This window comes from Actinoplanes sp. NPDC049599, from assembly GCF_044465625.1.
GTDB lineage: Bacteria > Actinomycetota > Actinomycetes > Mycobacteriales > Micromonosporaceae > Actinoplanes.
Genome location: NZ_JBITLX010000019.1, coordinates 164,716 through 187,676, shown reverse-complemented (window position 1 = coordinate 187,676; position 22,961 = coordinate 164,716). Strand labels below are relative to the sequence as shown.

Below are 22,961 nucleotides of genomic sequence, written 5' to 3'. Positions count from 1 at the left end.
ACAACCAGCGCTGCGAACCTTTCCGCTGGACCAAGACCGCCGACCAGATCCTCACCAAAGCCAACCGTCAAAAGAACTCAGACACGCGACACTAGCAACACGCCTGCGGGATCGGCGCTGACCCATTGTCGATGGCGGAGAAGTCGCACTTGGAGACTTTGGATCGGGAGTAGGTCGCCTGCGCTCGCGCGGGCCGTGCCGATTGACCGGGGAAAGGGATCTCCGCCTTATCGGGCCGAATTCCGTGCAGGGTCGCCGAGCCCATGGAAAGGGAATCGGCGAGGAATGCGGATGTGCCTGCGATGGCGTTGGTGTTGATCGGCGGCCCTCCGCAGCTGACGCGCACCGAGCCGAGGGCTCGAGGTGATCACCGGTGGCGACCCGGTCCACCGATGGGCGCCGCGGCGATGGCGCGTCGGCAGGTCGGGTGCGTGCGGACTGCCGCTGCTGGCTTCGCCGCAGGTCGTGGCTGTTCCTCGGATCTTGACGTCGCGAGGGATGAGCAGCCGGCTCGGATGTGGGTGGGGTGGTTGTCCGCGCTGGGTGTACAGGCAGGTCGGTTGTTGGTGGGGCGGCAATTTGCTCTGAGTCTGCAGGCGGGTCGGTTGTTGGTGGGGCGGCAATTTGCGCTGGGTCTGCAGGCGGGTCGGTTGTAGGTGGGGTGGTTGTCCGCGCCAGGTGTGCAGGCCGGGCGGACTTGGGCAGGGCGGTTGCGGGTGTCGGGCTTGCAGCGTGCTCGGTTGTGGGCTGGGTGGTTGTCTGTGCTGGGTGGGCTGGCCGGGTGGTTTTCTGCGTTGAGTGGGCTGGCCGGGCGGTTGTGGGCTGGGTGGTTTTCTGCGCTGGGTGGGCTGGCCGGGCGGTCCTGGGCAGGGTGGTCGCCGGCGCCGGGCGTGCAGCCCGCTCGGTGGTGGGCAGGGTGCTCGTCGGTGTCTGGCGCGCGGGGCGCTCGGTTGGGGATGGTCTGCAGGGCGGCGTTGAGGGCGGCGACGCCGGCCGGTCTTCCACGGCGCTCGGTGGAAGAGGATTGCTTGACCTCTCCCGCACACGGCGCAGGCGCTCGGCGTGGCGGCGGGCCAGTCCCCAATCGCGATGACGCTGATGGGTGCGGCGGAACTCTTCGCGGGTGGCCGAGTAATTTCGCGATGCGGTCCGGTCGCGCATGGCGGCCAATTCGACCGTGGTGAACAATTGGAGTTGCCGCATGGGTCTATTATCTCGTCCTGGGTGACATTTTTCGATCCCGGTCGGCGCGTGATCATGTCAATTCATCGGTTCGTAAGATTTGATGCGGAAGGCCCGGTTCGAGGTGGCGCTCGCGCCTATCGGGGGCTTGTGTGCCGACTTGGCATGCCGGTAGGCGACCGTCTGCGGGCAGCGCTGGGTCGTGGCGGAATTGATCGTTGAGCGGTTAGGCAGACAGCTCCGCGAATCGGCCGATCCTGCGGACGGGCGGATCGGCGGACCAGCTCGGCGGACGAGCGATCTGCTGGCACGCGGATCAGGGACGAGCGACGAGCGGCCGGCGGCCGGCGGAGCAGTGACCGGCGGGTCAGGCTGGCGGTGGGTCAGGGACGAGCGACGAGCGGCCGGCGACCGGCGGAGCAGTGACCGGCGGGTCAGGCCGGCGGCGGATCAGGGACGAGTGGCGGGTGGGCCAGCGGCTGGTGGAGCAGCGACCGGGGGATCAGCGATCTGCAGGTCGGGGACGAGTGGCGGGTGGGCCAGCGGCTGGTGGGGCAGCGACCGGCGGATCAGGCCGGCGGATCAGGCCGGCGGGTCAGCGATCGGCGGACCGGCGATCTGCGGGTCAGGGACGAGTGGCGGGTGGGCCAGCGGCATGCGGAGCAGCAGCCGGCGCACCGGCGGCCTCCGGACCAGGACTGCGCATTGGCGGACCGGCACCGCGCGAGTGCACGGTCGACGCCCGGGGCCAGGTCAGCCGGACACGGCCTGCGCGACGTCGTTATTGGGGATGCTCGGTCGCCGCGCCGATGCCAGACTCGGCATGTGCGGATCACATTGACGGCGGCCGACGGTGCTCGACTCGTTGCCCGCCGGGCGGGGCAGGGCATTCCCCTCGTGCTTGTGCACGGTTCCGCCGGGGGACTTGACTCCTGGGAGCCGATCCTGCCCCTTCTCGCGGACACCTTCGAGCTTTGGACGTACGCCCGCCGCGGGTACGTCCCGAGTGGCGACTGCCCGCGCTCCAAAACGTACGCGGATGACGTCGCCGATCTCCGTGCGGTTCTCGCCGCGGCCGGTGGGTCCGCGCACGTCGTGGGTGCCTCCTACGGTGGCACCGTCGCCCTGCACGCGGCGCTGGCCGACGACGTAGCTATCCGTTCGCTGGTGGTTTTTGAGCCCCCGCTCTTCGCCGCCGGCGCTGCCACCGCTCCCGTGCTCGAGCCCTACCGTCACCTGCTCGAGGCCGGCGATCTCGGCCCCGCCGCCCGCCTGTTCGCCGAGAAGGTTGCCCGGGTGCCCGCGTCGCTGCTTGCCGGGTTCGACGCTGCCGGGAGTGCCGATGAGGCCCGTGGCTGTTTGCATGATCTTGAGGCGATGAGCGCCGATGCTTCGGAGGTCGACCGCTGGGCGCGTGTCGGCGTACCTGTTCTTCTCATGCAGGGCAGTGATACCTGGGCGCCGATGCCCGCCACCATGGATGCGCTCGCCGCCGCGCTGCCGAAGGCGGAGCGGGTTGTGCTTGCCGGGCAGTCACATTTTGCCACCCACACCGCGCCCGGGCTTTTTGCCGGGGTGGTGCGCCGGTTCCTGGAACAGTGAAGCAGGCTGGGGTGTGGCTCGTTCGTGACTATCGTGCGAGGACACAGGAAGGATAATCGCATGCGCCCTGTTCGGATTCTGACCAATCTCCCGGTGGCCGACATCGACGCGGCGAAGGGGTTCTACACCGGCTTTCTCGGGTTGAGCAGCGAGGAGTTCAACCTGGGCTGGGTGGCCCGCTTCACCTCGCCCGACACCGGCGCGAACGTGCAGCTCGTCACGCGGGATGCCAGTGCGCCCGAGGATTCCGTCATCTCCGTGCAGACCGACGATGTCGAGGCCGCCTATGCGGAGGCTCAGCAGCTCGGCTACGAGATCGTGCATCCGTTGACGAAGGAGCCGTGGGGTGTGTACCGGTTCTTCGTCCGGTCGCCCGACGGTGCCGTCATCAACATCGCGCAGCACCGGTAGGGGCGTCAGGCGGGGTGGACGATCGCCTCGGCGACTCGGCGCAGTTCACCCTGGTCCGGGGAGAAGCCCGCGGCGATGTCCGGGTGCAGGCCCGCGCGGGTCTGCTCCAGCAGCTTGCCCGTCACCGCGTCGACCGGCTCGCCCGCGTACTCGTCGCTGATCTTGTGGGTCGCGGCCTGCAGGGCCGAGGTGAGCTGGTCCTCCAGCGGGCCGCGCAGTTTCTCCTCCACCGGGTTCAGCGATGCGGGGTCCAGGTGGATCTGCGGCTCGACCATGAATTCTCCTCCGGGTACCGGTGACGGCGCGACGCTGTTACCCCACCACGGCGCGCCGTCAAACCCCGGGACCTAGGCTCGGCCGCGCTTGATTTCGAAGAACGTGGTGCTGCGCGCCAGCGGGACGACCGCGTCCCAGATCGCCAGCGCTTCCTCGCGGCCCGGGACCTGGTCGATGATCGGCCCGTGTACGCCGCGCGCCGCGCCCTCCACCAGCAGCACCGGGGAGCCGATGTCCGGGCCCGCCGAGCCGAACGCCAGCTCGTGCGACGTGCGCACCGCCTCGTCCCAGGACTCGTCGTCGAGCACGGCCTTGGGGTCGGTGACGCCGGCGGTCTCGGCGGCCGCCACCACGATCTCGTCCGTGATCGGCGCGCCGGCCTCGAACGTGCGGTTGCCGAGTTCGGTGTAGAACGTGCCGATGGTCTCCTCGCGGTGGTCCGCGCGCAGCGCCTCGACCAGCCGCAGCGCCCGGCTCGACGCGGCCATCATCGGCTTGTACTCGTCCGGGACGTTGTCACCGTTGAGGATGGACAGGCTGAAGGCGCGCCAGCGCAGCGTCACGTCGCGCTCGGGTGCCACGCCGACCAGCCAGCGCGAGGTGCGCCAGGTGAACGGGCAGGCCGGGTCGAAGAAGAAGGTGGCGTCCATGGTCACGATCCTAGGCCGGGCGGCAGGGTGCGGCTGCGCTGGTCGAGGCCGAGCGGGCCGTACGGGTAGTCGGGCGCGGGCAGCTCGCTGGCCCGGTCGAGCGCGGCGGTCTGGGCCTCGGTCAGGTGCAGTTCCGCGGCCCGCAGGTTGGTCTCCAGCTGCTCAACCGTCCGCGCGCCCAGGATGGTGGAGGTCACGCCCGGCCGGTCGGTGACCCAGGCCAGGGCGACCTCGGCCATCGACACGCCGCGCTCCTCGGCGATGGTCTGCACCGCCTCGATGATCGTCCAGGTACGGTCGGTGCCGCGCCGGTCCCAGGCCTCCATGCCCCGCCCGGGGTCCTCGCCCAGCCGGGTCGCGCCGCTGGGCCGCTGGTCCCGGCGGTACTTGCCGCTGAGCCAGCCGCCGCCCAGCGGGCTCCACGGCAGCAGGCCCAGCCCGGCGTCCAGCGCGGCCGGCACGATCTCCCACTCGATCTCGCGGACCAGCAGGCTGTACTGCGGTTGCAGGGTGACCGGGGCGGCCAGGCCGAGCTCGCGGGCCAGGTGCACCGCTTTGGTGAGCTGCCAGCCGGTGAAGTTGGAGAAGCCGTAGTAGCCGATCTTGCCCTGCCGGACGAAGCCGTCCAGCGTGCGCAGCGTCTCCTCCAGCGGGGTCAGCGGGTCCCAGGAGTGCGCCTGGTAGAGGTCGACGCGGTCCAGGCCGAGCCGGTCCAGCGAGGCGTCCAGCGCGCGGGTCAGGTGCCGGGCCGACAGCCCGGCGCCGTTCGGGTCGCCGGCCATCGGGAAGCGGCCCTTGGTGGCCAGCACGATCGGCTCGGTGACGTCGGCGCTGCGCGAGGCGAACCAGCGGCCGATGATCCGTTCCGACTCGCCGGCTGCGTAGACGTCGGCGGTGTCCACGAACGTGCCGCCGGCCTCGGCGAACCGGTCCAGCTGGGCGTGCGACACCTCCTCGTCGGATTCGGCGCCGAAGGTCATGGTGCCCAGACAGAGACGGGAGACGGCGCAGCCACTGCGCCCCAGGGTGCGGTATTCCATCTCTGCAACCTACGTCGCGGCGGGCAGCCGCACCTGGAAGCGGGCGCCGGCCGGGCTGTCGACGTACCCGAGATCGCCGCCGTGCGCCACCGCCAGGCCGCGGGCGATCGGCAGGCCGAGCCCCGCGCCGCCGGTGTTGCGCGAGCGGGACGCGTCGCCGCGGCCGAACCGCTCGAAGATCAGCGCCCGGTCGGCGGCCGGCACCCCGGGCCCGGTGTCCGCGACCTCCAGCAGCACCTGCTCGCCGACCCGCCGCACGGACACGGTGACGGTCCCGCCGGCCGGGGTGGCGTTCCGGGCGTTGTCGAGCAGGTTGGTGAGGATCTGCCCGAGCCGCAGCGGATCGCCGCGCACGAACAGCGCGGGCTCGGCGGCGACGGTGAAGGTCAGCGCGGGTGCCAGCGTGCGGGCGCGGGCCACCTCCGCCTCCGCCAGCCGGGCCAGGTCCAGGCGTTCGGTGCTCAGTGGCAGGCCGCCCTGGCCGAGCCGGGCCGTGGTGAGCAGGTCGTCGACCAGCCGGGCGGCGCGCCGGGTCTCGCGGATCATGGCGACGGTGACCCGTTCCCGTTCGGGGCGGTCCAGGTCCTCGCGCAGCAGCAGCTCCGCGTTCGCCTGCAGCCCGGCCATCGGGGTCCGCAGCTCGTGCGAGGCGTCGGCCAGGAACGCGCGCATCCCGGCCTCGGCGGCGTTCGCGGTGGCCAGCGCCGCCTCCAGCTCGTCGAGCATCGAGTCGAACGCGGCCGCGGTCCGGCCCAGCTCCGAGTCGGTCCGCGGGTGGCCGAGCCGCCGGCCCCGGTCGCCCGCGGCGATCTGCCCGGCCAGCGCGGTCATGTCCTCCAGCGGGCGCAGCGCCGCCCGGGACACCCGGGCGGAGGCGAGCCCGGCCAGCAGCAGCGCCGCCAGCCCGCCGACCACCTCCAGGACGATCAGCCGGCGGACCGCGTCGGTGATCTGGGTGGTGTCCAGGCTGAGCGTCAGGAGCTGGTTCCCGCGCAGCTCGGTGCGCACGAAGATGACGCTGCCCGCGGTCTCCACCGGCACCTCGGCCCGCGCGCCGGCCGCCCGCTGCGGCCGGGCCGGGGGGCCGGCCGGGTTACGCCGGCCGGGCGGCGGCGGGTCGGAGGCCGCCGCGACGCAGCCGCCGCCGTCGCGGACGCACAGCCGGGCGGTCACCCCGTCGCCGCGCAGCCGGTCCACCAGCTGCTGGGCGCTCAGCCGCGGGTCGAGCTGCTCGGCCAGGGCCAGCCGGTCGGTGAGCCGGGTCCGCGCGTCGGCGTGCAGCCGGGCCGAGAGCACCAGGTCGACGGCGGTGAACAACACCACCAGGATGACCGTGAGCAGGGCCAGCACCGCCCAGGTCACCCGGCCCCGCAGGGACAGCGGCCGCAGCCTCACGGGCGCGCCACGTAACCCAGGCCGCGGGCGGTGTGGATCAGCCGGGGGCCGTGCTGCTCGAGCTTGCGGCGCAGCGCGCTGACGTGCACCTCGACCAGGTTGGCGTCGTAGCAGTCGTAGCCCCAGACCTGGGTGAGCAGCTGGGTCTTGGACAGGATCCGGCCGCGGTGCCCGGCCAGGTACGCCAGCAGCTTGAACTCGGTCGCGGTGAGCTCCAGCGTGGTCCCGGCCCGCACGGCCAGCCGGGCGTCCTCGTCCACCACCAGGTCGCCGACCTGCACGGTGGCGGGCACCCGGCCCAGCCGGCGCAGGATCGCACCGACCCGGGCCAGCACCTCGACCGTGGCGAACGGCTTGACCACGTAGTCGTCGGCGCCGGCGGCGAACCCGCGGAGCCGGTCGTCGACGGCGTCCCGGGCGGTGACCATCAGCACCGCGCAGTCGCTGCGGTGGCGCAGCGCCCCGGCCAGCGCGAAGCCGTCCCGGCCGCCGGGCAGCTGCACGTCGAGCAGGGCCAGGTCGGGCCGGAACGCGTCGACGACGTCCTCGAAGCCGGCGCCGTCCCCGCACTCGCGGACCTGGTGGCCGGCGCCGCGGAGCGCCGCCGCGAGCGGCGCCCGGATCGCGTCCTCGTCCTCCACGACCAGCACTCTCGCCACCATGGCCGAAGTATCCGCAGCGCTGCTGTGCGCCACCGAGCACCAAGCTGAAGAACGGCTGAAGAACCCGCCGGATTCAGGCCCGCTTCAGCTTTCCCGGCGACGGTGGGAAGCACCCACCGAACCCTTGGAGGAGCTTTGCGACCGGAGATCTTCAGCAAGCACCGGGCCCGGACCGTCGTCGTGGCCGCCACGATCGGCGGCGGCCTGGCCCTGGGCCTGGCCGGGCTGGCCCAGGCCGCGGACGTGCCCACGCCGTCGGGCTCGGCCGCGCCCTCGGGTGCGCCGGGCCGCGGGACGGGCGAGGCCCGCACCCACCAGCCGCACCTGTCCGGCACGGTGAAGTCGATCACGGACACCCGGATCATGATCACCGACCGGGACGGCTTCACCCGGCAGATCAACATCACGAGCAAGCCGGACGGCGTCGCGGTCGGCACCCGGATCCACGCCGAGGGCACGGTCAACGCCGACGGGGTCTCGCTGGATGCCACCTCGGTCGGCGTCGCGCCGGAACGCGACGGCAAGCGCGGAGGTGGCCCGGGTCACCGCGGCGGCGGCGAGCGTCCCGGCGGCGGCCCCCGGGGCGGTGCGCCCGCGTCGCCGGGCGCCACCCCGCCCTCGGCCGGATCGGCCGTGCCGAGCGCTCCACCGTCGGCCGGCTCGGCCGCGCCGAGCGCCCCGGCGCCGTCCACGAGCTGAATCACGCGGGCGGCAACTCTCAACCCGGGCCGCGCGGGGTCGATTTCCCGAAGGTGAACTTTCTCCCCACCCCCGGGTGCCGTCGCGCAGTCGCCGGGTTGCCGCCCGCATCGATCCCGCACGCCGTCCGCGAGCGCAGCGGATGAGCCCCGAACCCGGCACCGAGATCCTGGAGCGCCGGATCCCCGGCAAGCTCTACGGCCGGACCGCCACCGAGATCACCGGCCCGGTGCAGCCGGCCGCGGCCGTCGTCCGCTACCGGCGGGTGCTCGGTCGCGGCCAGCACCGGGTGATGCTCGGGGCCGCCTCGCTGCACATCGCGCTGGCCGCGGCCCTGGTGGTCTACCTGCTGCTGCCCGGCAACCTGCCGCGGTTCGGCAAGGACGAGCCGATCGGCAACACGGTCATGGTCATCGGGCTGTTCCTGATGATCGTGCTGCAGCTCATCGTCGGCCTGCGCACCTGGGTGCTGGCCTACTTCGCGGCCCGGGCCTGCGACCCGGTGCCGATCCCGGCGCCGCCGGGACTGCGGGTGGCGGTGCTCACCACGATCGTGCCGGGCAAGGAGCCGATCGAGCTGGTGCTGACCACCCTGCGGGCGATGAAGCGGGTACGCCACGACGGGCCGGTCGACGTCTGGCTGCTCGACGAGGGCGACGACGCGGAGGTGCGCCGCCGCTGCGAGGAGATCGGCGTACGGCACTTCAGCCGCAAGGGCCACCCGGAGTGGAACCAGCCCACCGGCGAGTTCAAGGCGCGTACCAAGCACGGCAACCACAACGCCTGGCGGGCCGCGCACGAGGCCGACTACGACGTGGTGGCCCAGATGGACCCCGACCACGTGCCGTACCCGAACTTCCTGGAGCGCACGCTCGGTTACTTCGCCGACCCGGACACCGCCTTCGTGGTGGCCCCGCAGGTCTACGCGAACATCTCCGAGTCGTTCGTGGCCAAGGGCGCGGCGGAGCTGGCGTACATCTTCCACGGGATCATGCAGCGGGGTGGCAACGGCCGCGGCGCACCCCTGCTGATCGGCACCAACCACCTGTACCGGCCCGCCGCGTTCCGGCAGATCAACGGCTACCAGGACTGCATCATCGAGGACCATCTCACCTCGATGGTGATCTACGGGGCCGTCAACCCGGTCTCCGGCAACACCTGGCGTGGCGTCTACACCCCGGACATCCTCGCGGTGGGTGAGGGGCCGGCGACGTACTCGGACTTCTTCAGCCAGCAGAAGCGGTGGGCGTACGGGATCTGGGAGATCGCCCGGCGGCACTCGCCGCGCCTGCTGCCCGGGCTCACCCGGGGTCAGCGGTTGTCGTTCTTCGCCTTGCAGTCGCATTACCCGACCACCGCGCTGTCCTGGGTGATCGGCGTCGCGCTCAGCGCGATCTACCTGGTCGGCGGGGTGACCGTCACCCGGCTGCCGGCGCTGGCCTGGGGCGCGCTGTTCGTCGGCAACATCGTGGTCGGGATGGCGTTCTTCCAGTTCACCCAGCGGTTCAACCTGGTCGAGCACGAGCGCCGCTCGTGGGGCCTGGCCGGGATGGCGCTGGAGCTGATCACCGCGCCGATCTACGTGGCCGCGGCGGCCGCCCAGCTCGCCGGCCGGCCGCTGGCCTACGTCGTCACGCCCAAGGGCGCCGCCGCGACCGGCGACACCTGGCGCACCTTCCGGCCGCACCTGGGCTGGGCGGCGCTGGCCGCGGGCTGCCTGATCGCCGGGCAGCTGCTGCACCACGACTACCCGTCGCTGTACGTGTGGGCGGCGCTCACCCTGCTGATCTCGGTGGCGCCGATCGTGCACCTGCTCACGGTCGCCGCGGCCGGGCTCACGTCACGGCTGGTGTCGCGGGTGCCCCGGTCGTTCACCGTCACCGCCCAGCGGCGGATCGGCGAGCGGCTGGTCGCGCGGGGGCTGCTCTCCGTACGGGAGCTCGAGGAGCTGCTGGAGCTGCAGGCGACCTCGGACCTGGCCTGGCAGCGCCTGGGTGACCTGGCCGTGCAGCAGGGCTACGTGGACGCCGATCAGCTGGCGGCGGCCACCCGGGGCTGACGTGAGGGTCGGTGGTCCAAGCGGAGGCTCTCGATCCGCTTGAACCACCGACATCACTATCGCTACCCCAGAGCGGCGGGGCTAACCGCCTCGGTCAGAAGTGGCGGGAGAAGTTCTCTGAGGACGGTGATGCCGTCCGCGCTGAGCACCGACTCCGGGTGGAACTGCACCCCGGCGAAGTGCGCGCCGCGCAGCGCGTGCACGGTGCCGTCGGCGTCGTCGCGGGCGATCTCGACCTCGCCGTGGCCGGTGCCGAGCCGGTCGGCCGGGCTCAGCGCGGTGAAGCTGGAGTAGAAGCCGACCCGGCGGACCGCGCCGAACAGCGGGATGTCACGCGCCACCCCCTGGTAGGGGCTGTCCCGGCGGTGCAGCCGCAGCCCGAGCGCGGCGGCGAGCACCTGGTGGCCCAGGCAGACCGCCAGCACCGGCTGCCGGGCTGCCAGCAGCCGCGCCACCAGCGCGCGGAGCCGCACCATCTTGGGTTCGGCCGAGGCCGGATCGCCCGGTCCCGGCCCGAGCACCACCAGGTCGGCCTCCGGTACGGCGTCCGCCGTCCACGGCACCACCCGCACCACCAGCCCCAGCGCCCGCAGTTGGTGCGCCAGCATCGCGGTGAACGTGTCCTCGTTGTCGACGATCACCGCCGTCCGCCCGGCCAGCTCGGGCACGGTCAGCGCACCCGGGCGCCGCTGGTCCAGCCAGAACCGGGCCAGGCCGTCGTTGCGGGCGGCCAGCGCCGCCTGGATGCCCGGGTCGTCGTCGGCCGGGCGCGCCGCCGGGCGTGGCAGCGAGGACGCGCCCAGCGCGGCCAGCACCCCCGCCGCCTTGGTGTGGGTCTCGGCGACCTCGCCCGCCGCGGTCGAGTGCCGGACCAGGGTCGCGCCGACCGGCACCCGCAGCCGGCCCGCCGGGGAGATCTCCGCGGTGCGGATCAGGATCGGCGCGTCCAGCGTCTGCCGGCCCTCGTCGTCGTGGCCGAGCAGGGCCAGCACGCCGGCGTAGTAGCCGCGGCCGCGGCGCTCGTGCCGGGCGATGACCCGGCAGGCGTTCTCCACCGGGCTGCCGGTGACGGTCGGCGCGAACATCGTCGCGCGCAGCACGTCGCGGACGTCCAGCGAGCCGCGGCCGGCCAGCAGGTACTCGGTGTGGGTCAGGTGGGCCATCCGCTTGAGGTACGGCCCGACGACCTGCCCGCCGTGCTCGGCCACCGCGGCCATCATCTTGAGCTCCTCGTCGAGCACCATGTACAGCTCGTCGATCTCTTTGCGGTCGGCCAGGAAGTCGGCCAGCTCGCGGGTGCCGTCGTGGCGGAAGGTGCCGCTGATCGGGTTCATCATGGTCAGCCCGTCGGCGACGCTGACGTGCCGTTCCGGGGTGGCGCCGACCAGCGTGCGGGTGCCGGTGTGCACCAGGAAGGTCCAGTACGCGCCCTGCTCGCGGACCAGCAGCTCCCGGAACGCCGACCGGGCCGCGGCCAGCGGGTCGCCGTCCACGGTCGCCTCGAAGACCCGGTGGATCACGAAGTTGGCGCCCTCGCCGTGGCCGATCTCGTCGCGCAGCACGGCCTCGACGATCTCGCCGTACGCCTCGTCGGACAGGTCGAAGCCGCCGTCGCGCAGCGCCACCGGCGTCGCGGGCAGCTCGCCGATCACCTCGGCCAGCGGCCGGGTGCTCCGGTCGGTGATCCGCAGGCACTCCAGCGGCGCCGCGTCGTCCACGCAGGCGAAGCCGCGCTCGGTGACCTGCCGGTACGGGACCAGCGCCAGGGTCTGCGGCCCGGGTCCGCCGGGGGCCAGCGGGATCTCGGCGAGCGTGCCGACCGTGACGACGTCGCCGGTCAGGACGTCGACGTGGCCGGCGCCGTCGCGGTGCAGCAGGGCGAAGGGTTGCATCGGTTCCTCATCTCGGGCTGGGGTCGCCGCCGAGGACCGGGCCACACGAAAAAGGCCGCCTCGTCGGAGGCGGCCGCGGTGGTGAAGTTACGCGCGGGTGGGTGTGGCCGCCGGGTCGGCGGGCCACCACATGCTCAAGCGCGCGTGCATGGCAGCCATCCTAGGGGCCGTCGCGGTAGCAGCGCCAGCTCCGCGGGTCGGTGTCGCTGCCGAGGTCGGCCCAGGCGGCGCCGCCGTACCGCCACCGGCACATCGGGTCCATGGCCAGGGCCACCGGCGCGCGGCCGAGCGGGGCGCAGACCCAGCCGTCCGCGGTCGAGGCCGCGAGAGTGAGCCGGCCGTAGGTCGCCCGGCAGTAGGAACCGAGCAGCGCGGGCAGCTCGGCGGGGGCGGCGGGACCGAGCAGCACCGGCGCCGCGCTCGGCGCGGCGGAGGTGGGCGTCGGGCTGGCTTTGGCGGCCTGCCGGACCGCGTGCAGTGTCCGCCTGGCGGCGGGCGGTTCGGCCGGCGGCTGCGGGATGGAGACCACGGGCAGCGGTACGGTCGCCTGCGGCGTCCGGGGTTCGCGGAGCGCGAGCGGGGTGACCGCCGCGAGCAGCGCCAGCGCCAGGACGGCGAGGACCAGGGGCCAGCGCCGGGGGCGCAGCTCGCGCAGTTCGAGGGTCGCCCCGCCGGCGAACGCGGCCGGGGCGGCGGCGTGCCGGGGTGCGGCGGTGCGCAGGGCGATCAGCCGCCCGACTCCGCCGGCCCGGTGACGGGCAGTGACGTCGACAGGCACTCATTCACGGTATGAGCAGGGCGGGTGTCCCGCCTCGGTCGTCACGGTGAGTATTCGAGGCGAAGGGTCAGGCGGCGGCGTACGCGCGGCGGACCGCGGTGCGGGCCCACTGCATCCGGCCGAGCGCGCAGTCGGGGTGCTCGCCGAACTCCTGGGCGACCAGTTCGGCGCAGCCGTGCTCGCCCAGCCGGTCGACCGTCGCGTTCACCGCGGCGCGGATGACCTCCGCCGTCGGCTGCTGCGAACGCTGGACATCGGAGACGAACAGCGCCTCGGTGCGGACGTCATCGGTGCTCACGGAAGTCATCGGGTCCTCCTGCCGGGTGGTCGTGGTCCGGTGTCGGGTTCCAGGACACCCGGATGGGGCTGCGAGAGCGGCTGCGCACGAGTTGCGATGCGGTTGCGCCGAGCGGCAGTCACACAGGGGACTAACCGGATATCGTCCGATTAAGTAGCGAAAAGTAGACCGGGCGTTTCCGTCCGGCCTCGACGGGGGGAAAAGGCCGTGACGGTGGTCCTGGTCGCCGACGACGACGCCGACATCCGAGACCTGGTGGCGTTCAAGCTGGAACAGTCCGGCCTCGAGGTGATCGCGGTCGAGGACGGGCAGGCAGCACTCGAACAGGCCCGGGCCCACCGTCCGACGCTCGCCGTGCTGGACGTCTCGATGCCCGGGCTGTCCGGCATCGACGTGTGCCGGATGCTGCGCGCCGACCCGGCCACCGCCGGGATGCTGATCATCATGCTCACCGCGCGGGTCCAGGAGCAGGACGTGGAGGGCGGCTTCAGCGCCGGGGCGGACGACTACGTGACCAAGCCGTTCAGCCCCCGGGAGCTGGTCTCGCGCATCCAGGCGCTGCTGAGCCGGGCCCGGGCCTGACCGCCGTCTCATGCGCCGTGACCCCTCTGTCGGGCGCCTGCTCACCCGTTCCTTCGCCGTCCTGGTAGCCCTGATTGTCTGTTCCGGGCTGGCCGAGACGACCACGGTGCTGGTGCAGCACCGGGTCGTCCGTGAGCTCTCCACCCATGTCCAGCCGCTGGAGCTGGCCAACGCCCAGCTGCGCACGCTGCTCGCGGACGCCCAGCGGGGGCTGCGGGGCTATCTGCTGACCGGCGACGCCCAGCTGCTGGACACGTACCTCGTCGCCCGCGGCGACTACCCGCAGGCGAGCGGGCGCGTCCGGGACCTGGCCGGCCCGCCCGAGCAGTCGGCGGTCGACTCCCAGCTGGCGCGCGCGGACGCCTGGTGGCGGCTGGCCGAGCTGCAACGCCAGGCGTCACCGCGCAGCGACGCCGCGATCCGGTACGTGAACGAGGGCAAGCCGCTGTTCCAGGCGTTCGTGGCCGAGAACGACTCGTTCGACGCCGCCCTGGCCCGGCGCGCCGCCACGCTGCACCAGCGCAGCTCGTGGCTGGGCGGGTTCACCGTCGCGCTGCTGGTCGTGCTGACCCTGGGTGCGGCGGCGACCGCGGGGGTCATGGCGCTGGTCACCGCCCGCCGGATCACCCGGCCGCTCGGCGGTGTGGTGTCGATGCTCGCCGAGCGCCGGGACGGCCGGCTCGACGCCCGGGCCGACGCCGGCCACGGGCCGACCGAGATCCGCGCGGTCGCGGAGGCGTTCAACGCGATGGCCGACGAGGGCGACCGGATCCGGGCCGCGGAGGGCGACATCGCCCGGCTGCGCAGCGAGGTCCGCGACCTCGGCTATCGGGTCCGCGCGCACCTCAGCGTGCGCGAAGCGATCGGCGAGGCGATCCGCGGGCTGGCCGGCATCATGCGGGCCGAGCACGTGCTGGTCCGGATGGCGCCGGGGCAGACCGACGTGCCCCAGCTCGCCAGCCTCGGCGACGAGCACCTGCACGGCCGGCTCGCCACGCTGGCCGCCTGCGACGTCACCTGGCTGGACAGCGGCGACGTGTGGGCCACCGACGACCCGGCGTCCGCCGCCGAGGTGCAGCCACCGGAGGCCGAGCTCCGGGCCTGTGCCGAGGCCGGCGCGGCACTGACCGTGGCGGTCAGCGTGGGCGACGAGTGCCTGGGCGCGCTCACGCTGCTGCGCGATGACGGCCCGCCGTTCGGCCCGGTGGACGTCCGGCTGGTCGAGGTGGTCGCCGCCGACCTCGGCCGCGCGGTGCACCTGGCCCGGCTGTACGAGCGTGAGCAGCACCTGGTGGCCCGCCTGCAGGAGCTGGACACCGCCAAGACCGACTTCATGTCCACCGTCTCGCACGAGCTGCGCACCCCGCTCACCAGCATCTCCGGCTACGTGGAGCTGCTGCTGGACGCCGAGGGCGGCGAGCTGCAGCCGGCGCAGGAGAAGATGCTCGGGGTGATCGGGCGCAACACCCGGCGGCTGCGCGACCTGATCGAGGAGATGCTGATCCTCTCCAAGATCGAGTCCGGGGCGTTCTCCACCCAGCGCGAGCCGGTCGACCTGGCCGGGCTGGTCGAGCACGCGGTCGCCGCGGTCGCGCCGGCGGCGGCCAAGGCGCGGATCGACCTGCGCACCGAGGTGCGGGGCCCGCTCCCGCTGCGCGCCGATCCCGACCAGCTCGACCGGGTGCTGATGAACCTGCTGGCCAACGCGGTGAAGTTCACCCCGGCCGCGGGCACCGTGACGCTGCTGGCCCACCGCGACGGCGACGACGTGGTGCTCGCGGTGGCCGACACCGGCATGGGCATCCCGGAGGCGGAGCAGAAGACGCTGTTCACCCGCTTCTTCCGGGCCAGCAACGCGGTCCGGCAGGCGGTCCCGGGCACCGGCCTGGGCCTGGCCATCGTCAGCACGGTGGTGGAGAACCACGACGGCCGGATCGAGATCCGCTCGGCCGAGGGCGCCGGCACCACGGTCACCATCCGGCTTCCTGCGGCTTGAGTCTCCGCATCCACGGTGATCAGGGATAGCCTGTCGGCCATGCGCACACTGGAGGGCCTGCGCGGCGCCGCGCAGGTGACCGTCGACGGGTCCGTGGTGGTGCGGTCCGCCGGGGCGCCCGCCACGCTCGAGACCCGGTTCCCGATCGCCTCCGCCGGCAAGCAGTTCGCCGCGGTGGCCGCGCTGCTGCTCGCCGAGCGCGGCAAGCTGGCCCTGGACCGGCCGGTCGCGCCCTGGCTGCCCGGCTGCCCGCCCTGGTGGCGCGAGGTCACCCTGCACCACCTGCTGACGCACACCTCCGGCCTGCCGCACTGGGGCGCCGAGCCCGGGTTCGACGTGCGCGCCGCGATGCCGGTCGCCGACCGGGTCGGCCTGATCCCGCAGGGCACCCCGGCGAGCCGGCCGGGCCTGCGCTGGCTCTACAGCAGCCCGGGCTACCTGCTGGTCGCGCACATCGTCGAGCAGGCCGCGGGGCAGCCGTACGGCGACTTCCTGGCCGAGCACATCTTCGCGCCGCTGGGGATGAGCGCCACCACGACCGGCCGTCCCGCGGTCGGCGCCGCGGCGGGGGAGGCCCTGCCGCCGATGGCCGGCACCAGCGACGTCTGGTCCACGGTCGGCGACCTCGCCCGGTACAGCGAGCAGATCCACTCCGGGGCGCTGCTGGGCTTCGAGTCGCGGGCGGCGATGACCGGACCGCTCACGGCCACGGCCGCCGAGCCCCGGCCGGGCCGGACGTTCTTCGCCCCGCACTACGGCTACGGCCTGTTCGTGGGCACCGTCGGCGGGCATCTCGCGTACTTCCACCCGGGCGACATCCCGGGTTTCGCGTCCTTCACCGCCTGGCTGCCCGAGCGCCGCGCGAGCGTGGTGCTGCTGACCGACGACGAGCACACCGACCTGCACGCGATGACCCGGCAGCTGCTGACCTCGGCTGCGTTATCGTAGGCGCTCACCTACTGCAGCGAGGTCGGGCGGATGCCGTCGAGAAGGACCGGCGAGCAACCGCGCCGCCGCGGTAAGCCGACGTCGAGCGACGTGGCGGAGGCGGCGGGTGTCTCGCGTTCCGCGGTGTCGTTCGCGTTCAACAACCCGCAGCGGATCTCCACCGCCACCCGCGAGCGGATCCTCGCGGCCGCGCAGGAGCTCGGCTACACGCCCAACACGCTGGCCCGGATGCTGCAGGCGGGCGCCACCCAGTCGCTGGGCGTGCTGCTGCCGCAGCGGCTGGCCCGGATCCTGGAGAACCCGTACTACGCGAGGTTCCTGATGGGCGTCGGGCAGGTGTGCGATCAGGAGGGTTACACCCTGCTGCTGACCCCGCCGCTGCAGGACTCGGTGCTGCGGGCGATCCCGTACGCGGCGGTCGACGGCTTCATCGTCTGCGGGCTGGAGACCGACCGGGGCGAGGTGGCCGAGCTGGTCCGCCGGGACATCCCGTTCGTGCTGATCGACAGCGACCGCTACGAGAACGCGCCCAGTGTGGACGTCGACGACCACGGCGGTGCGCGTGAGGTGACCCGGTACCTGCTGGAGCTGGGCCACCGCCGGCTCGCGGTGGTGTCCATGGACCCGGGCCCGGACCGGCCGGTGCGCGGCTACCGCGGCCCGCTGGCCCGGCGCCTGGCGGGCATCGCGGAGGCGCTGGCCGAGGCGGGTCTGACCATGGACGACGTGCGGCTGGCCGAGGTGCCGGTGACCCGCACCGACGGTTACCGCGCGACCCGCGCGCTGATGACCGGACCGCGGCCACCGACGGCGATCCTGGCCCTGTCCGACGTGCTTGCCTACGGGGCGGTGGACGCGCTCCAGGAGCTCGGCGTGGACGTGCCCGGCGAGGTGTCGGTGACCGGCTTCGACGACCTGGCCGAGTCGGCCTGGTTCCGGCCCCGGCTGACCACGGTGCGCCAGCCCATCGTGACCAAGGGCCGCACCGCGGCGGACTTCCTGATCTCGGCCATCCGCGGCGAGGACCAGCACCCGCACCAGTCGCTGGGCACCTCGCTGATCGTCCGCGACTCGACCGCAAAACCGGCGTGAGGCTGCCCGTCACATTGATCGTCGCGGCCTATGTAACACGAGTTAGTAACCTGCTAGCTTCTTCCACCATGACCGATCAACTGATCGCACCGTCGGCCGAGCACCACGGCGCTGCCGCGTCCGTTTCCTGGTGGCGGGACGCGGTCATCTACCAGATCTACCCGCGCAGCTTCGCCGACTCCGACGGCGACGGCATCGGCGACCTGCCGGGCATCCGCAGCCGCCTGCCGTACCTGCGCGAGCTGGGCGTCGACGCCGTCTGGCTGTCGCCGTTCTACGCCTCGCCACAGGCCGACGCCGGCTACGACGTCGCCGACTACCGCACCGTCGACCCGATGTTCGGCACCCTGGCCGACGCCCGCGCCCTGATCGGCGACGCCCACGGCCTCGGCCTGCGGGTCATCGTCGACCTGGTCCCGAACCACTCGTCCGACCAGCACGAATGGTTCCGCCGCGCGCTCACCGAGGGCCCGGGCTCACCCCTGCGCGCCCGCTACCATTTCCGCCCCGGCCAGGGCGCCGACGGCGAACTGCCGCCCAACGACTGGCAGTCCATCTTCGGCGGCCCGGCCTGGACCCGCACCACGGACCCGGACGGCACGCCGGGCGACTGGTACCTGCACCTGTTCGCCCCGCAGCAGCCCGACTTCAACTGGGACCACCCGGCGGTCGCCGACGAGTTCAGAACGATCCTGCGCTTCTGGCTGGACCTGGGCGTCGACGGCTTCCGCATCGACGTGGCGCACGGCCTGGTCAAGGCCGCGGGCCTGCCCGACGTCGGCGCGAAGACCGAATGGCACCTGCTCGACGTGGGCGTCAGCCCGTGCTTCGACCGCGACGGCGTGCACGACATCTACCGCAGCTGGCGCACGATCCTCGACGAGTACCCGGGCGAGCGGATCGCGGTGGCCGAGGCCTGGGCGCCCACCCTGGACCGGGTCGCCAACTACGTACGCCCGGACGAACTGCACCAGGCGTTCAACTTCAGCTACCTGGGCACGGCCTGGGACGCGGCCGCCCAGCGCCGGGTCATCAACGAGTCCCTGACGGCGATGCGCCAGGTCGGCGCCCCGGCCACCTGGACCCTGTCCAACCACGACGTGGTCCGGCACACCACCCGGCTGCTCCAGTCGGACGAGGGCGACGTGGCCGGCCGCAAGCCCGCCGAGGTCGACCCGGTGGCCGGTCTGCGCCGGGCCCGCGCGGCGACGCTGCTGCTGCTGGCGCTGCCCGGATCGGCGTACCTGTACCAGGGCGAGGAACTCGGCCTGCCCGAGGTGATCGACCTGCCAGCGGAGGTCCGCCAGGACCCGGCATTCCACCGCGCGACCGGCCAGGACGGCTACCGCGACGGCTGCCGCGTGCCGATCCCCTGGGAAGGAGACCGGGCACCCTACGGCTTCGGCCCACCGGACGGCGGCAGCTGGCTGCCCCAGCCGCAGAACTGGGCGAACCTGAGCGTGGCGGCCCAGCAAGGTGACCCGGCATCCACACTGGAGTTGTACCGGGCGGCGCTGGCGCTGCGGAAGGCGGACCCGGCGCTGGGCGCGGCGGACAATCTGCGCTGGTGCCCGGCACCCGAGGGCCTGCTGGCCTTCGAACGCGGGGCGGCGCTGCGGTGCACGGTCAACATGACGAACGAGCCGATCCGGGTGCGACGACCGGGGGAGGCGCTGCTGACCAGCGGGCCGATCGAGCTGTCGGACGACGAGGTCGAGATCCCGCCGGACACTACGGTGTGGTGGTCGGTCTGACCTGATCCGCCCGGCCCGGGGCCGCCACCCCGGGCCGGGCCCGTCCGCTCAGCCGTGCAGACGGGTGATGCGCAGGGCCGGATCGGCGTTGATCCCCTCCTCGGTGAAGCGGTCGGTGACCCGGCCGGGCCGAGCCCGTCGGTCCGTCGAGCCGATCGCCGATCATGTGCCGGGACGAGTACAGGGTCCGGGTGACGGTCGCCGGCTGCCCGTCGGCGCTGCGGACCGGGACGGTGACGGCGCGGCGATCCATCCGCCGGGGCCGTCCGTCGATGAGGCTGCCGGTGCCGGCCGGGCTCCGATGACGGTTCGGATCGTGCTCGCCGACGACCACACGCTGGTCCGCGCCGCGCCGCGCCGCGCCGCGCCGCGCTGCGGATGGTCATCGCCGACACCTCGGACGTCGAGGTCGTCGGCGAGGCGGCGACCGGTGCGGAGGCGGTGCGCCTGGCCGGCGAGGTGCGACCCGATGTCGTGCTGATGGACATCCGGATGCCCGGCATGGCCGGCATCGAGGCCAGCCGGCTGATCGCCGAGTTCGCCGGGCGTCCGCCGCCCGCTGTGGAGGCCTGCGTGCCCAACGGCATCACCGACCGTGAGCGTGAGGGGCTCACCCTGGTCGGGCTCGGCCGGTCCAACACCGAGATCGCCACCGCCCTGCACATCACGATCGGCACGGTGAAGACCCACGTGGGACGGTTGCCGGTCAAGCTCGACGCCCGGGACCGGGTCCAGCTCGTGATCATCGCGTACGAGGTGGGGCTGGTCGTCCCGCCTTCCCGGTAGCCTGGGCACATGGTGCCGCCGCGGGTCTACGTTGTCGGGCCGGTCTCCTGGAACCTGCTCGTGCACGTGGCGGAGCTGCCGCCCGCGGAGCCGCACACGGTGTTCGCGGGGTGGCATCACGAGTGCCTGGGTGGCACGTCGGCCGGCAAGGCCCTGAACCTGCGCCGGCTGGGTCTCGGCGTGAGCCTGTGCACCCTGCTCGGCGACGACGACACCGGCGAGACGATCCGGCGGGCCCTGCGGCCGTCCGGCATCGACCTGCTCGTCAGGCGCTCCGGCAACGGCTCGGAGCGGCACGTCAACCTCATGGACCCGGCCGGCCGCCGGCTGTCGGTCTATCTGACCCTGCCGGAGGCCGCCGCGCCGGTGCCGGCCCGGCAGGCTGCTGTTCTGGCTGACGCGGACGCCGTGGTCGTCGACCTGGCCGACCACAGTCGACAGGCGCTGCCGGCCGCCCGGGCGCTGGGCAAGCCGGTGTGGTGCGACCTGCACGACTACGACGGCCGCAGCGCGTTCCACGCCGAGTTCCTGGCGGCCGCCGACTACCTCTTCGTCAGCGACGAACGGCTGCCCGACCCGCACCGGTTCCTGCGCGAGCAGGTCGCCGCCGGCAAGCGCCTGGCGGTCTGCACCCGCGGCGCCCGCGGCGCGCTGGCCCTGGTGCCCGGCGGCGAGATCGTCGAGGTGGCTGCGGCGCCGGTGGCCGAGGTGGTGGACACCAACGGGGCGGGTGACGCGTTCTTCGCCGGCTTCCTCAGCGCCCACCTCGCCGGCGCACCGCTGGGCGAGTGTCTTGACCTGGCCGCGACCACCGCGGCCGCCTGCGTAAGCTCCCCGGAACTGGCCGCCGGCGACTGAACCCCCGGCGGCCGAGCCCGGTGCCGCGAAGAAGTCGGTGGCGCCGCGAAGAACAACGGGTGTCCGGCCGAGACCGTAGCCACGGAGGACGGTCCGATCAGCCGGAAATTTCGGCGGGTTGGGCGGAGGCCCGGTCCGGGTCGGCGCCGGCGTCGGTGTTGCGGGTTTCGCCGTGGCCGCCGTGCCAGTCGAGGACCAGCAGGCAGGCGTCGTCGGGCAGGGTGCCGCCGGGGCCCGCGAGGTCGAGCAGCAGGTCGCCCAGCACCCGGACCAGTTCCCGCGGGTGCAGGGCGCACAGGTGCTCCAGCTGGCCGGGCAGGTCGAGCGCGGCCGCGTCGCGTTCCAGCATGCCGTCGGTGAGCATGACCAGGCGGTCGCCGGGGCGCAGTGCGAGCTGGCTGTGCCGGAACGGCTTGTCGCGCAGCAGGCCGAAGGGCCGGTTGACCGGCAGCGCCACGAACTGCGCGGTGCCGTCGCGGACGAGCAGCGGGATCGGGTGCCCGGCGTTGACGACGGCGAGGACGCCGGTGCGCAGGTCCAGCCGGCCGAGGATGCCGGTGACGAAGGCGGACCGGTCCACGGCGTTGCCGATGAGGGCCTGGTTCGCGGCGTCGGCCTGGTCGAGCAGGGTGCCGCCGCGGCGGCGGGCGTTGCGCAGGCCGCTGACGCACAGGGTCGCGGTCAGCGCGCTCTGCACGCCGTGGCCCACCGCGTCGGTGATGCTCAGGTGCAGCAGGTCCCGGGCGAGGCTGTAGTCGAAGGTGTCCCCGCCGATGCTGGCGGCCGGCTCCAGCCACGCGGCCAGGGTGAACGAGTCGGCCTCACATGTGAACGACGGGGGCAGCAGCCGCCGCTGGATCTCCGCGGCGAGGGTGAACGGCGTCGTCCGCTGGCCCCATTCGAACAGGTCGGTGTGCCGGCGGTTGGCGATCACCACGAAGGCCAGCGTGTGCGCGGCCTCGGACACCCGCCGGACGGCCGCGTCGGGTGGTGCCGCGGGCAGGGCGATCTCCAGCAGCCCGATGGCCTCGCCGCGCTGGGTGACCGGCGCCCGGATCACGAACTCGCCGCCGTTCTGCTCGACGAGCGCCTGCTGGGCGCGCAGTGCCTGTTCCTGCGGCCCGCCGTCGAACGGCAGGACCAGCGCGATGTCCTCGTCCTGGCGCCGGGCCCCGGAGACGTCGCCGATCGGCACGTGCACCAGCCGGACCAGGGCCCGGCCGCTCATGTCGGCGACCAGGAACGACACCCACAACGCGCCGAGGCTCACGCCGATCTTGCGGGTCACCGCCTTCACCGCGTCCACGGGCGCGGCCTTCTCCACGGCGAGCAGCACCTCGTTGAGATCCATCCCGTTCATCCCGCTCGTGGCCACGCCCGGAGCATAGAGCTTGACATCGTCGGCAAAGTGGGGAGGCGACCGCTCCCGGTCGGCATTTCGTGTCAGTGGCGGCGGCCACCGGGATCGCCGCCGCGCCCGCGCAGGCCGCGAGCACCGGGCAGGCGTTCGTCCGCGGGGAAGTCGGAGGTGCGGTTCGTGGCCGGCTCGAACCTCACCAGCAAGGTGACGGTCAGCCTGTCCGGCGGACCGTGACGTTCGACGACCGGGTCCGGATCAAGGCGGGTACGGGTTGCAGGGCGGTCACGGGCGACCGGACCAAGTGCGCTGCACGCTCGGCGCCAGGAACGACACGGTGGTCAAACAAAGTCGGTCCTCTGGACGGTCGCGTACGGCGGCAGCGGCGGCGGCGACACGATGGACGGTGGCCCGGGCAGGGACGCGGCAAGACCGGCAACAACAAGCGGTACTGCGGCACTGGTGACGACGAGGACGGCATCGGCGGGCCGCCGGGCGCACCGGGGACCGTGCAGGGCGCCGACGGCACCGCGACGGGCGACCGCTGCCTGGTGTTCGCGGGTGACGAAGCCGTCGCCTGCGAGCGCGGACCCGGGTGCCTACCTACCGCCGTTAGGTACCGCTACTCAGGATCCAGGCCGGGG

At 73.2% G+C, this 22,961-nt stretch carries 20 protein-coding genes; 11 read left to right on the top strand and 9 right to left on the bottom strand.

The features are described from left to right. The first annotated feature begins 2,007 nt into the window (after positions 1–2,007). Both ACIBQZ_RS29095 and ACIBQZ_RS29090 read left to right on the top strand, forming a co-directional pair. Positions 2,008–2,784, top strand: coding sequence for an alpha/beta fold hydrolase (locus ACIBQZ_RS29095; protein ID WP_396091987.1), 777 nt, complete (start codon positions 2,008–2,010; stop codon positions 2,782–2,784). 93 nt (positions 2,785–2,877) lie between these two features. Beyond that, a complete protein-coding gene (locus ACIBQZ_RS29090) occupies positions 2,878–3,195 on the top strand; it encodes a VOC family protein (protein WP_396091986.1) in 318 nt (105 codons plus the stop codon). A 5-nt stretch (positions 3,196–3,200) separates the two neighbouring features. Here the strand turns inward: ACIBQZ_RS29090 and ACIBQZ_RS29085 are convergent, their stop codons facing one another. The 5 genes from ACIBQZ_RS29085 to ACIBQZ_RS29065 form a co-directional block, all read right to left on the bottom strand. Further along, positions 3,201–3,470 carry a hypothetical protein gene (locus tag ACIBQZ_RS29085; protein ID WP_396091985.1) on the bottom strand — a complete coding sequence of 90 codons (270 nt, stop codon included), beginning with the start codon at positions 3,468–3,470 and terminating at the stop codon, positions 3,201–3,203. Between the two features lie 72 nt (positions 3,471–3,542). Beyond that, positions 3,543–4,121 carry a DsbA family protein gene (locus ACIBQZ_RS29080; RefSeq protein WP_396091984.1) on the bottom strand — a complete coding sequence of 193 codons (579 nt, stop codon included), beginning with the start codon at positions 4,119–4,121 and terminating at the stop codon, positions 3,543–3,545. Positions 4,122–4,123: 2 nt separating this feature from the next. After that, the gene (locus tag ACIBQZ_RS29075; RefSeq protein ID WP_396091983.1) at positions 4,124–5,161 is read right to left on the bottom strand and encodes an aldo/keto reductase; all 1,038 of its coding nucleotides are present in this window, start codon (positions 5,159–5,161) and stop codon (positions 4,124–4,126) included. 9 nt (positions 5,162–5,170) lie between these two features. Continuing rightward, positions 5,171–6,556, bottom strand: coding sequence for a sensor histidine kinase (locus ACIBQZ_RS29070; protein WP_396091982.1), 1,386 nt, complete (start codon positions 6,554–6,556; stop codon positions 5,171–5,173). After that, the gene (locus ACIBQZ_RS29065; RefSeq protein ID WP_396091981.1) at positions 6,553–7,218 is read right to left on the bottom strand and encodes a response regulator transcription factor; all 666 of its coding nucleotides are present in this window, start codon (positions 7,216–7,218) and stop codon (positions 6,553–6,555) included. The genes ACIBQZ_RS29070 and ACIBQZ_RS29065 overlap by 4 nt, the downstream gene beginning before the upstream one ends. Positions 7,219–7,353: 135 nt before the next feature. Here ACIBQZ_RS29065 and ACIBQZ_RS29060 point away from each other — a divergent pair, with 135 nt between their 5' ends. Continuing rightward, positions 7,354–7,917: a hypothetical protein gene (locus ACIBQZ_RS29060; protein WP_396091980.1), complete on the top strand. Its 564-nt coding sequence runs from the start codon at positions 7,354–7,356 to the stop codon at positions 7,915–7,917. A 142-nt stretch (positions 7,918–8,059) separates the two neighbouring features. Continuing rightward, complete coding sequence (locus tag ACIBQZ_RS29055; RefSeq protein WP_396091979.1) at positions 8,060–9,976, top strand: glycosyltransferase family 2 protein; 1,917 nt, start codon at positions 8,060–8,062, stop codon at positions 9,974–9,976. Positions 9,977–10,038: 62 nt separating this feature from the next. Here the strand turns inward: ACIBQZ_RS29055 and ACIBQZ_RS29050 are convergent, their stop codons facing one another. From ACIBQZ_RS29050 to ACIBQZ_RS29040, 3 genes are all read right to left on the bottom strand, one after another. Continuing rightward, positions 10,039–11,868, bottom strand: a complete 1,830-nt coding sequence (locus ACIBQZ_RS29050; protein ID WP_396091978.1) for an anthranilate synthase family protein — start codon at positions 11,866–11,868, stop codon at positions 10,039–10,041. Between the two features lie 160 nt (positions 11,869–12,028). Next, on the bottom strand, positions 12,029–12,646 hold the full coding sequence (locus ACIBQZ_RS29045; RefSeq protein WP_396091977.1) for a hypothetical protein: 618 nt from the start codon (positions 12,644–12,646) through the stop codon (positions 12,029–12,031). A 67-nt stretch (positions 12,647–12,713) separates the two neighbouring features. Further along, positions 12,714–12,953, bottom strand: a complete 240-nt coding sequence (locus ACIBQZ_RS29040) for a hypothetical protein (protein WP_396091976.1) — start codon at positions 12,951–12,953, stop codon at positions 12,714–12,716. Positions 12,954–13,151: 198 nt separating this feature from the next. Between ACIBQZ_RS29040 and ACIBQZ_RS29035 the strand changes: the two genes are divergently transcribed. The 7 genes from ACIBQZ_RS29035 to ACIBQZ_RS29005 all read left to right on the top strand — a co-directional run bounded on the left by ACIBQZ_RS29035 (position 13,152) and on the right by ACIBQZ_RS29005 (position 20,960). Continuing rightward, the gene (locus tag ACIBQZ_RS29035) at positions 13,152–13,526 is read left to right on the top strand and encodes a response regulator transcription factor (protein ID WP_396091975.1); all 375 of its coding nucleotides are present in this window, start codon (positions 13,152–13,154) and stop codon (positions 13,524–13,526) included. Between the two features lie 10 nt (positions 13,527–13,536). Further along, complete coding sequence (locus tag ACIBQZ_RS29030) at positions 13,537–15,522, top strand: ATP-binding protein (protein WP_396091974.1); 1,986 nt, start codon at positions 13,537–13,539, stop codon at positions 15,520–15,522. A 39-nt stretch (positions 15,523–15,561) separates the two neighbouring features. Further along, positions 15,562–16,470 (top strand): serine hydrolase domain-containing protein, encoded by a 909-nt coding sequence (locus ACIBQZ_RS29025; protein ID WP_396091973.1) that lies wholly within the window; start codon positions 15,562–15,564, stop codon positions 16,468–16,470. Between the two features lie 30 nt (positions 16,471–16,500). Further along, a complete protein-coding gene (locus tag ACIBQZ_RS29020) occupies positions 16,501–17,562 on the top strand; it encodes a LacI family DNA-binding transcriptional regulator (RefSeq protein WP_396091972.1) in 1,062 nt (353 codons plus the stop codon). Between the two features lie 68 nt (positions 17,563–17,630). Further along, on the top strand, positions 17,631–19,316 hold the full coding sequence (locus ACIBQZ_RS29015; protein WP_396091971.1) for a glycoside hydrolase family 13 protein: 1,686 nt from the start codon (positions 17,631–17,633) through the stop codon (positions 19,314–19,316). 378 nt (positions 19,317–19,694) lie between these two features. Beyond that, a complete protein-coding gene (locus tag ACIBQZ_RS29010; protein ID WP_396091970.1) occupies positions 19,695–20,102 on the top strand; it encodes a response regulator transcription factor in 408 nt (135 codons plus the stop codon). A gap of 9 nt (positions 20,103–20,111) precedes the next feature. Further along, positions 20,112–20,960, top strand: a complete 849-nt coding sequence (locus ACIBQZ_RS29005; protein ID WP_396091969.1) for a carbohydrate kinase family protein — start codon at positions 20,112–20,114, stop codon at positions 20,958–20,960. 97 nt (positions 20,961–21,057) lie between these two features. Here the strand turns inward: ACIBQZ_RS29005 and ACIBQZ_RS29000 are convergent, their stop codons facing one another. Continuing rightward, positions 21,058–22,335, bottom strand: a complete 1,278-nt coding sequence (locus ACIBQZ_RS29000; RefSeq protein WP_396091968.1) for a PP2C family protein-serine/threonine phosphatase — start codon at positions 22,333–22,335, stop codon at positions 21,058–21,060. Positions 22,336–22,961: the final 626 nt, after the last annotated feature.